Genomic DNA, 2,195 nt, shown 5'->3' with positions numbered 1-2,195 from the left:
ATGAAAAGAAAAGAGCATGTGTGAAAAAGCATATTTTATAGGTGCGCATGCTTATTCTGCACCCGTTATAGAATCAGGGCTTTATCTTGTGGCAACGCCTATCGGAAATCTTGCAGATATTACGCTTCGTGCTTTGCAAGTGCTTGCAGGAATTGATATTTTAGCCTGTGAGGATACGCGGGTAACACGTGTTTTGTTGGAACGTTACGGTATTCAAAAAAAACCTTTTCTCTATCATGAATATAATGCGCAAAAAGCGGGTCCGAAGCTCTTAGCGGCTTTAGCAGAAAACAAAACAGTAGCGCTTGTGTCAGATGCGGGAACACCACTTATTTCTGATCCTGGATTTAGATTGGTGGAAGAAGCCCGTAAAGCTGGTCATAAAATTATTCCTATTCCTGGAGCATCTGCTCTTTTAGCCGCTCTTATACCGACAGGGCTTCCTACTGATAGCTTTTTTTTTGCAGGTTTTTTGAGTGCACGCAAGCTACAGCGCAGAAAACGGTTGGAACAATTAAAAGAGATTCCAGCAACTTTGATTTTTTATGAATCACCGCATCGTCTTGTTGAAACTTTACAGGATATGGTCACTCTTTTTTCGGCTGATCGACCTGCTGCCATTTGTCGTGAATTAACAAAGAAGTTTGAAACAGTAGATGTTTCCAATTTAGGGAATTTGTTGGAAAATTACAGAAAACAAGCACATATTCGTGGGGAGATTGTTGTGCTTGTTGGAGAATCATCCTCTTCTTTAAATGTGATAAGTGATCAAGAAATTGATGAAATGCTATTAGAACGCGCACGGACACATTCTGCTGCTCAAGCAGCAGCTTTGGTTGCAAAAGAGACCGGTTTTAAAAAGCAGGAACTTTTTCAGCGATTAATCTTTTTAAAAAATGCGTAAAATGATACAAAAAAAACGTAGACAAAAGTCTTTTTATCGAGGGATTCGTGCAGAAAAATTGGCCGCTTGGTGGCTACGTTGCAAAGGGTTTCACATTGCCGAAAGGCGTTTTAAAACAAAATGTGGGGAAATTGATTTAATTGCACGACGTGGAAATCTTGTGTTAATCGTTGAAGTTAAAGCACGTTCATCGTTGGCTGAAGCAATGGAAGCGGTTTCCCGAATGAATGAAAGGCGAATTGAAGCAGCTGCCGATATTTGGCTCGCACGGCAAAAAGATTATGCCCTTTTATCTGTACGCTTTGATTTAATTGCAGTTTTACCTTGGCGTTGGCCACAGCATATCCCTGCATTTTTTACATCTGATCAATAAAAGGCAGCCCCCGTTTTAACCATATTCAATAAAAAACATTTCGTTTTTATGTGCATGTGCGTTAAAAAGTGTGTAATAATTGAGCGCTATAAGGAGTGAAATATGGATGATTATGAAAAGTTTGCAACAGGTTTGCTCATTGTTTTTGGAGCGCTGATTATTGGTGGTTTAATGGCAATGCATATTGTGCTTATGAATAAACCAGGTTTTTTATTTGCATTAGCCGCAGCTGTTGTTGGTTGGTTTTCTGCTTTTGCCGTTCTCTTTGACAAGCCTAAAATCTATTTGGGCTTGATTATTTTTGCTATGTTATGTGTTGCTTCTTCAATTAGCGTTTATGTTAGTTAAAACACTTGAGATGTTGATTAAGATTCCTTTTAAATTGTAAAACTGAGAAATAGAAATGAGACTTGGCTTTTTAGGAACGGGTACAATCAGTGCTTCAATGGTGAATGGCTTAATGACAAGCACCTTTGATGTTTCTTCTATTGTTGTTTCACCTCGCAATGCACAAACAGCAGAGCGCCTTTCAAACACTTATAACAAAGTTATGATTGCTGAAAATAACCAAACATTGCTCGATGTTAGTGATTGTGTTTTTCTTTGCTTACCCAACCAAATTGCAGAAGACGTTTTGCGCTCTCTTCGTTTTCGTCCAGAACAGCTGGTTATTTCCGTACTTGCTATGGCAAAAGCAGCAGAAATAGAAGAGTGGATTAATCATAAAGTTTATCGTGCTGTTCCATTACCTTTTGTTGCAGAATGCAAAAATTTGACACCAATCTATCCCGATCATCCCTTCTTACGCACTTTATTTGACGCATTGGGGGGCACATTGGTGCTGGATAAGGAAGAGCAGTTTAATCTTTTTATGACAGCTGGTTCACTTATGGGAGTATATTTTAATTTTATAGAAAC

Annotated in this window: 4 protein-coding genes; all 4 read left to right on the top strand. The window is 38.7% G+C overall.

Features of this window, described 5'->3' with window-relative positions:
• Positions 1-16 precede the first annotated feature (16 nt).
• Complete coding sequence (gene rsmI, locus ACFIKE_RS05705; RefSeq protein ID WP_375648616.1) at positions 17-904, top strand: 16S rRNA (cytidine(1402)-2'-O)-methyltransferase; 888 nt, start codon at positions 17-19, stop codon at positions 902-904.
• 4 nt (positions 905-908) lie between these two features.
• Positions 909-1,277 carry a YraN family protein gene (locus ACFIKE_RS05700; protein ID WP_375627263.1) on the top strand — a complete coding sequence of 123 codons (369 nt, stop codon included), beginning with the start codon at positions 909-911 and terminating at the stop codon, positions 1,275-1,277.
• Between the two features lie 102 nt (positions 1,278-1,379).
• Positions 1,380-1,625 (top strand): hypothetical protein, encoded by a 246-nt coding sequence (locus tag ACFIKE_RS05695; protein WP_330168884.1) that lies wholly within the window; start codon positions 1,380-1,382, stop codon positions 1,623-1,625.
• Between the two features lie 55 nt (positions 1,626-1,680).
• The coding region (locus tag ACFIKE_RS05690) for a pyrroline-5-carboxylate reductase (RefSeq protein ID WP_375648615.1) at positions 1,681-2,195 on the top strand (515 nt) is incomplete at its 3' end.

Source organism: Bartonella sp. MU70NMGDW (assembly GCF_042194085.1).
Taxonomy (GTDB): domain Bacteria; phylum Pseudomonadota; class Alphaproteobacteria; order Rhizobiales; family Rhizobiaceae; genus Bartonella; species Bartonella grahamii.
Note: the sequence above shows the minus strand (reverse complement) of the source record. Positions and strands in the feature narration are given on the sequence as shown.